6 protein-coding genes are annotated in these 8291 nt (G+C 55.0%); 4 read left to right on the top strand and 2 right to left on the bottom strand.

Annotation, left to right across the window (positions count from 1 at the left end):
* The 3 genes from TRESADRAFT_RS16150 to TRESADRAFT_RS00340 form a co-directional block, all read left to right on the top strand.
* On the top strand, positions 1 to 392 hold a 392-nt coding region (locus tag TRESADRAFT_RS16150; protein WP_159100008.1), incomplete at its 5' end, for a hypothetical protein.
* Positions 349 to 1476 carry a D-alanine--D-alanine ligase family protein gene (locus tag TRESADRAFT_RS00345; protein WP_002701755.1) on the top strand — a complete coding sequence of 376 codons (1128 nt, stop codon included), beginning with the start codon at positions 349 to 351 and terminating at the stop codon, positions 1474 to 1476. The genes TRESADRAFT_RS16150 and TRESADRAFT_RS00345, both read left to right, overlap by 44 nt.
* A gap of 57 nt (positions 1477 to 1533) precedes the next feature.
* Positions 1534 to 2295, top strand: coding sequence for a hypothetical protein (locus TRESADRAFT_RS00340; protein WP_002701753.1), 762 nt, complete (start codon positions 1534 to 1536; stop codon positions 2293 to 2295).
* A 27-nt stretch (positions 2296 to 2322) separates the two neighbouring features.
* Here TRESADRAFT_RS00340 and TRESADRAFT_RS00335 read toward each other — a convergent pair whose 3' ends face one another.
* On the bottom strand, positions 2323 to 5193 hold the full coding sequence (locus tag TRESADRAFT_RS00335) for a leucine-rich repeat domain-containing protein (protein WP_159100007.1): 2871 nt from the start codon (positions 5191 to 5193) through the stop codon (positions 2323 to 2325).
* Positions 5194 to 5276: 83 nt separating this feature from the next.
* Here TRESADRAFT_RS00335 and TRESADRAFT_RS00330 point away from each other — a divergent pair, with 83 nt between their 5' ends.
* On the top strand, positions 5277 to 6608 hold the full coding sequence (locus tag TRESADRAFT_RS00330; protein ID WP_002701750.1) for an MATE family efflux transporter: 1332 nt from the start codon (positions 5277 to 5279) through the stop codon (positions 6606 to 6608).
* 174 nt (positions 6609 to 6782) lie between these two features.
* On the opposite strand, the gene galE is transcribed toward TRESADRAFT_RS00330, so the two are convergent.
* Positions 6783 to 7760 carry a UDP-glucose 4-epimerase GalE gene (gene galE, locus TRESADRAFT_RS00325; RefSeq protein ID WP_002701748.1) on the bottom strand — a complete coding sequence of 326 codons (978 nt, stop codon included), beginning with the start codon at positions 7758 to 7760 and terminating at the stop codon, positions 6783 to 6785.
* Between the last annotated feature and the right edge of the window lie 531 nt (positions 7761 to 8291).

Here is an 8291-nt window from a genome sequence, read left to right as displayed (position 1 = left end):
CCTTACAAAACATTCACAACCAAAAACACACCGCCAAAATCCACCACGGTTTTATCGCGCAAGCGCGCGATAAAAACAAAGCCCCTCCAATCCGCAGAAAAACAAGTCGCTCTCACATTGGGGCTTTCTTTCCACAGAAAAACAACAAAGCCCCTCGAAAAACGCCCACCACAACCAAAAACACACCGCCAAAATCCACCACGGTTTTATCGCGCAAGAGCGCGATAAAAACAAAGCCCCTCCAACACGCAGAAAAACAAGTCGCTCTCACATTGGGGCTTTCTTTTCCGAAAATCTTAATACGGGTGTTGTTCACCCTGCCGGGATATCCGGAAAATGGAGAAATACATGAGAATCGCATTACTTTACGGCGGAAAATCAGGCGAGCATGAAATATCGCTCGTGTCAGCATCGGCAATCGCGCGCAATATCAGCGGGGAAAACGAGATTGTGCTCATCGCGATAACAAAAGACGGGCGCTGGTTCATGCAGCCGGAAACAGAACTTTCAAGGATAAAGGCGGACGAAAAGGCGAAATTCGAGATAATCGAGGACGAATCGCAGGCAGTTTCCGTAATTCCGGGTGGCGGAACAAAATCCGCGTTCAGCGTCGGCGGACGGACAATCGCAATCGACTGCGCGTTCCCCGTCCTTCACGGAACATACGGCGAGGACGGAACGATTCAGGGGCTGTTCGAGATGGTGAACATCCCGTATGTCGGCTGCTCGACGCTCGCAAGCGCGATAACAATGGACAAGGAAAAGACGAAAAGCGCGCTCGCACAGGCGGGAATTCCCGTCGTCCCGGGAATATGCGTACGGCGGAGCGACATCGCCGACTCGAAGCGGTACGACGAGATTCTTGAGGAAGCGGGAAAAATCGGCTATCCGCTTTTCGTGAAGCCGTGCTCGGCGGGAAGCTCTGACGGTGCCTCAAAAGCGGACGACCTCCGCCACCTCAACGGCGCGATTATCGAGGCATTCAACTGGGACGACAAAATCCTCATCGAAAAAGCCGTGAACGCGCGCGAAATCGAATGCTCCGTAACGGGAAACCCGACGACAGACGACGGAAGGTGCGCCGCGGAAAAACTGACCGCCTACGGCCCCGGGGAAATCGTCCCGAAGCACGTGTTCTACGATTACGACGCGAAATACAACGACCCGGACGGAGCGGATTTGCTCATTCCCGCAAACCTTCCCGACGCGCGGCTTGAGGAAATACGGACGCTGGCAAAAAAAGCGTTCGCAGCGCTCGACTTGTGCGGTCTTTCGAGGGTCGATTTCTTCATCGACCGCGACACGGACGCGCTCTACCTCAACGAAATCAACACGATCCCGGGTTTCACGAGCATAAGCATGTTCCCCAAGATGTGCGAGAAATTCGGGCTCGGGTTCACCGCTCTCACGACGCTCCTCATCGACGAGGCAATTGCCCGCTTCAACACGACAAGGAACCTCAAAACGTCGCGCTGATTTTTTGTTGCGCGGATTTGCCGATGATTCCAAGGCAAATCCGCGCCAATTCTCTCTATGAAAAATCACAAACTGATAGCTTTTTCCCTTGCGTCCGCGCTCGTCCTGCTGCTTTCATCGTGCGGGGCGCCGTCCGTCGCGCTGCTTTTCTGCTGGATTCGGACAGTGGAGCACGATGCCGAATACTTCAAGGTCGAAAAAAACGGCGGAACGGCGGAGCGGAAAACGGACGAAGACAAAATGGATATTAAAAACGGAAGTTTTTCCGTTTTCTCGTCGATTTCATCACGCGGGGAAAAATTCAAATACGAATTTCCGAACACAATGTACGAAACGAAGGGCGCGCCCTACGGAATTTCGCTGCGAATCGAAAACACGTCCGGCACAATCGATTGCATTCAGCTCAAAAAAGCCGCCGTCTCGTTCAGAGAATCGGAAAAAGATTTGCTCGGCGCGATGGTTTATTCCGACAACAGCGAAAAACGGAATTTCGTCATAACGTCCGACAAAATTTACGGCGAGCACCATTCATCATACGGTCCGGCATCAAAAAAACGGCACAAATCTTTTTCCGAATCGAAAAAATTCAGCTTCCGCGCAGAAAACGGAGAGCAGCCGTATACGACGGGCACATTTTCGATTTCGCTTCCTGCCGTCGATTTTGACGGGGCAGAAACCGTGTCCCTGCATTACGAATTTGAAATTTTCACGGCGGACGGAAAATCGCACGACGTCAAAAAAGACGCGGATTTCATTCTCAAGACGCGAACCACAAAAATGCGCAACCAGATTTCCAGCAAAAAAGAAGACTCTGCCTGAAAAACTGATTGCGGGCACGGAAATTTCCTAAAGCTCGTCGAACGTGCCGAGTTTTTCTGCCCAGCGCTCGGCGGAAGAGCCTTTGCGGATTTTCAGGCGCTTCATGTTCACGCAGCCGTCGAACGCATCGTCGGCAATCTCCACGCGCTCGGAATCGATTGTAAGCTCGCGCAAATTCGTGCATGACGAGAACGCCCCCGAGCCGATGTAGACGACTTCCGGCGGAATCCTGATTCCCTCAAGCGCGGTGCATTCCGCAAACGCGCGCGCGCCGATTGCCCTCGTTTTTTGGGGAAGGACGACGCTGCGCAAACGGGAACAGGCGCGGAACGACGACGCGCGGATGTCGAGGATTCCCTCGCCGAACGTCACCATCTCAAGGTTCCCGCAATTCTCGAACGCGCCATCGCAAATCTCCACGCAGGAATTCTCCGCGCGGACAGAAAATTCGCGGAGCGCCGACAACCCGGAAAACGCGCGCGGAAGAATCCGCACGGAAGAAAAACCGAACCGTTCCAGAACGACGACGCTCTCGAGCGACGAACACGCGAGGAACGGGCTTTCCCCGTCGCCGCCGATTTCATCGACGCACGGCGGAACTTCCACCTCGCGCGCGCCGCTTTCCACGGCAAGGACGCGGCGCATCGACGAATCGACGAGCACGTTTCCGTAGAGGAACGCGCCCTTGCACGACGGGTTCACGCGGATTTTTTCGATTGAGCAGCCGCCGAAAACGTTCGGGCCGCCGAAGAGAACGGACGGCGAAAGGGAAATCTTTCCGATTCTGCACGACGCGAACGCGAAATCGGAGACGGAGACGAACCGCGGCGTGTCTGGGAACGATACCGAGGAGATGTCCCTGTCGCGGAACGTGTATCCGGAAACGGACAAAAGCCTGCGCGGAACGGAAAAATCGAAGCCGCTTCCGAAAACGGAGACAATCCGCTCGCGTTTTTTGTCGAAAACAATCCCGTCCTTGACGCAAAAATTCTTGTTCCCGCTCACATCGACCGACTCGATGTTGTTGCACCCCAGGAAAATGTCCTCGTCAATCCATTTCACGGACTGCGGAATCACGACGGAGCGGAGCGACGAGCAGCCCTCGAACGCAAGGCGGCGAATCCATACGACGGAATCGGGGATTTTTATCTCGCGGAGGTTGTTCGAGCCGGAAAAAAGCACGTGAAGCACGCGGATTTTCGCATCAAGCTCGATTTTTTCGAGGAGCGTCTCGCTGAACGCGTCGTTGCCGATTTCGACGACGGAAGAAGGAACAGCGAGAGAGCGGAGCGACGAACCGCGGAACGCGCCGCGGCAAATCGATTTCACGCACGGCGGGACGACGAACGATTCCCCGCGGTATCCTTTGAACGCATCGGTCCCGATTTCGGAGGCGAACAGCTCGATTCCGGACGGAGGAAGCTCCACTGAAAAACGGGAGAACGTTCCGAATCCGATGTTCTCTGCCGCGGCAACCGACTCGATTTCGCCGCGCGTCGACTTCCCGTCGCAGAAAACGGAAAGGAATTTCCCGAACCCGACGCACCACGAATCCGCATCGCTTCCGACGTCGAGCGCGGCAACATTCCGCCCGCACCAGAGCGTGATTGTCGCGCGCGTCGGGTCGCCCGTCGCCCGGAAATGGCGTTCGTTCGGGGAAACGTCGCAGACGACGCGGAACGGCTCCGCGACTTTGTTCACGACGGCGGAAATTCCCCTGAGAGCCACATCGCGGATTTTTATCGACTTCGAGAATTCGTTCGACGGAAAACCGTGCGAGTTCAGCCATTCGTCGGCGACGGCGGAGCGCGACGCGATTTTTTTCATCACCTGCGCGCATTCATCGAACGGAAGTTTTTCCACCGCGGAAACGTCGAATTCGCCTCCCGCAAAAACGAAGCCCGTTATCTCCTCCGGCGTGAAAGCGATTCCCGACGAAAGGCATTCCGTCGGAGAAAGAAGCGCGCGCTTTTCCTGAAAATCCTTCCCGGAAGGCGATTCCACATCTTCGCAAAATTTCAGGAAATACGGCTCCGAAACGAATTTGTCGCACAGCACGACCTTGCGCTTTCTGAAATACAGCGGGTCGCGCACGAGAACGCCGCCCCACTCGTTCATGAACAACCGGAACGCGCCGTTGACGAACGCTACCGCCCGTTCGGAATCGCAGTCGCGGAAAACGGAAAGAAGCGGGTCGCTCCCCGAACCGAACGCCCGTTCGCCCGCAAAAAACGGAAACACGCGCAGCGCAAAATCGTCCACAAGCGGAAGAATCGCTCCGGATGCGGACGAGACGGCTCGGAGAAGCGACTCGCATTTTGCTTCGTCCTGCTTTGAAATCCTGCGCTTCACGCCGCGGGCAAAAACGGAGCCGAGCGTCTTGAGCGCAAGCCGGAAAAGGCGCGGGCTTGATTCGTTTTTCCGTGCGGAATCGGGATGCGCTTTTTCGAAAAAATGGAGCCCGACGTTCACGATTTCGGCGATGACAACATCGTCGAGCGCGGAAGGATTGCCGAAATCGACGCGGAGAAGGAGAGAGCGCAGGAACGACACCTCGTTTTCCGGCGCCGACGAAAAATCGAAATCCATGCCGAGCGACGGAATCCGGCTTTTCTCAAGCGGAATCTCCGCACCGCCGCAGAAAATCCTCACGCACCCGCCGACAATGCCGGAAAGCGGGGCGACGAAAAGCATTTTGTGGAGAAAATCGACGAAACGGGGGACGGAAAGAACGTCCTCGCCGCAGTCGCACGAAAAAGAAATGTCCCCGCGCACGCCGCTTCCGCAAAAGAAGAATGATTCAGACGCGCCGTCGCGCTCAAATGAAAAAGCGGGGGAATCCAGCCCGAGAAAGTCGCCCTCTCCGAAGACGACGGAGTACGTTTTTGTTCCGTTCATGCCGACCATTCTACACGATTTGCCCCATCGGTGCATTTGCCGCGCCCCTTTCAAATGAATTGCGTTGGAAGTAGAATCTCGCCATGGAATTCACGAAAAAGCAGATTTGGTCGCTTCTCGTTCCGCTCATGGTGGAGCAGCTCCTCAATTCCCTGATGGGGACGGCCGACACGATAATGGTCACGACGGCAGGAGCAGAGGCGATTTCAGCGGTGTCGCTCGTCGATTCGATAAACGTGCTCGTCATAAACCTTTTTTCCGCAATGTGCACGGGCGGCGCGATAATCGTGAGCCAATACATCGGAAACGGGCAGAATGAGAAAGCGAACGCCGCGGGAAAGCAGCTTCTTTTCGCGATTCTCGTGATTTCTGTTTTCGGAACTGCAATCTGCGTCATGTGGGGAAACGGAATTCTCGGCGCGATTTTCGGGAAGGTAGACGGCAAAGTCATGGCGAACGCGCGCGTGTATTTTTTCATCACCGCGCTTTCGTACCCGTTCATCGCGATGTACAACGCGGCGGCGGCTTTGTTCCGCGCGGACAAGAATTCAAAACTGCCGATGACGATTTCGACGATATCAAATTTCATAAACATCGCAGGAAACGCTGTCATGATTTTCGTTTTCAGGCTCGGAGTTACGGGAGCCGCGCTCAGCACGCTTTTGTCGCGCGTTTTTTCAGCAATTGCGATACTCGCGTTCCTCAAAACGACGAGGCAGCTCGTCAGAATCGAAAACTATCTTTCAATCCGCCCGGACTTCAGGACGACCTTGAAAATTCTCAGAATCGGAATCCCTACGGGAATCGAAAACGGGATGTTCCAGTTCGGAAAGCTCGCCATCCAGTCGACCGTCTCGCTGATGGGAACTGCCGCAATCGCCGCAAACGCGATGACGTCGATGCTCGAAAGCCTTTCGTGCCAGGCGCCCGTCGGAATCGGACTTGGAATGATGACGATTGTGGGGCAATGCATCGGCGCGGGCGACGACAAGGCGGCGGCATATTACATAAAGCGGCTGTCGCTGTACGGATTCGTCGCGCTGCTCATTTCCGCAGCCGCAGTCTCCGTCCTCGTCATTCCAATAACGGCGCTTTCCGGCATGGAAAAGGAAGTCGCATCCCTCGCAATCCATCTGACTTGGTTCGTGCACGTCATAAAGCCGTTCGCCTGGTCGGGAAGTTTTCTTCCCGCATACGGTCTGCGCGCCGCCGGCGACGTCAAATTCTCCATGATTGTCTCGATGACGACGATGTGGACGTGCCGCGTCGCAATCGTCATGGTTCTCGCGCGCGGATTCGGCTTCGGGCCGCTCGCCGTCTGGATTGGCATGGCGTCGGACTGGTGCGTCCGTTCAGTCTGCTTCCTCCTGCGATTCAAAAGCGGGCGCTGGCTCGCACACAAAATCGCGCGGTAATTCCCGCATTCATTTTTCGTCGGGGAACGATTCAAAACGAAAAAATTCGGGCGCATTCCCGCCACGGCAGAAACCGAACGAAAATGCGCCCGACGCAATAGAAAAAATAGTACAGAACAGATTAGACCTGTTCGGAAACTGAAGTTTCTGGACAGGTTTATTCATACCGATTTCTCAAACCGAGAATGCTTTTCTGTAGGCGTTCCACGTCGATTGTATAAGTGTCTCGACGTCGGAATGCTGCGGAACCCAGCCGAGCTTCTCGCGGGCAAACGCGGAAGTCGCAATCAGGGATGCGGGGTCTCCGGCGCGACGACCTGCGAATTCCGCAGGAATTTCCTTTCCGGTAATTTTCCGCGACATGTCGAGCATTTCCTTTACAGTAACGCCTTTTTCGCTTCCGAGATTCACCTTGAGGCTCTCGCCGCTCTTCGCTATGTATTCGAGCGCCTTGACGTGCGCCGTCGCGAGGTCCGTAACATGGACGTAGTCGCGGATGCACGTTCCGTCGCGCGTGTCGTAATCCGTCCCGAAAACCTTCATCTGCTTGCGGAGACCGCATGCCGTTTCCATGATGACGGGAAGAAGGTTCGCCGGTTTCTGCTCAAGACCGCAGGGAAATCCGTCAACGTCGTATCCGGCAGCGTTGAAATAGCGGAGCGAAGCGAATTTGAGCCCGCGGAGTTTCTCGTACCACTCCATGATTTCCTCGATTTTCAGCTTCGTGAACCCGTAGTAATTTTCCGGATTCTTCGGATGGTTCTCGTCGATAGGAAGATATTTCGGCTCGCCGAAAACAGCCGCGCTCGAAGAAAAAACCATGAATTTGCATCCGTGCGCGACAGCCGAATTCAGGATGTTCAGCGTTCCAGTGATATTGTTCACCGAATATTTTTCCGGCTCGACCATCGACTCGCCCGCAGCCTTGAACGCCGCAAGATGGACGAACGCATCGAATCCGCGCGCAAACGCCTTGTCCAAGTCGGCGGAAATAAGAATATTTCCGTAGATAAATTCGTTCTCAGGAAAAAGATTCGCCCGAAGCCCGCTCGAAAGATTGTCGAAAACGGCAACAGTATGCCCCGCCTTCATCAACTCCTTCACGACATGCGAACCGATATACCCCGCTCCGCCGATTACCAAAACCTTCATCTATTTTCCTCCTTTATAAAAAGCCACGTCCGCCCCGGAACAGCACCAGCAACAGCCCTCCCGAATCCCGGACAAGCCCCATAAAATACAAAACAGCGCTTCCCCATCTTAGAACGCGCAACGAATGCGCACTTTCCACACCCCACAAAGGGCGCAAGTTCGCACCTGAACTTGCGCACAAAGCCGCTCCAACCAAGCCGAACTTAGAACGCGCAACGAATGCGGTCTTTCCACCCCCAACAAAGGGCGCAAGTTCCCCTGAACTTGCGCACAAAGCCGCTCCAACCAAGCCAATCTTAGAACGCGCAACGAATGCGGCTTCGAACTTAGAACGCCAACTCTACTTTCTTCCGTGCAAGACCTCGCAAAGTAAAGCCACGCGCCCTATCCCCACCAAGGGCGCAAGTTCGCACCTGAACTTGCGCACAAAGCCGCTCCAACCAAGCCGAACTTAGAACGCGCAACGAATGCGGTCTTTCCACCCCCAACAAAGGGCGCAAGTTCCCCTGAACTTGCGCACAAAGCCGCTCC

It is taken from the genome of Treponema saccharophilum DSM 2985 (assembly GCF_000255555.1).
In the GTDB taxonomy this organism is placed as follows: Bacteria; Spirochaetota; Spirochaetia; order Treponematales; family Treponemataceae; genus Treponema_D; species Treponema_D saccharophilum.
Note: the sequence above shows the minus strand (reverse complement) of the source record. Positions and strands in the feature narration are given on the sequence as shown.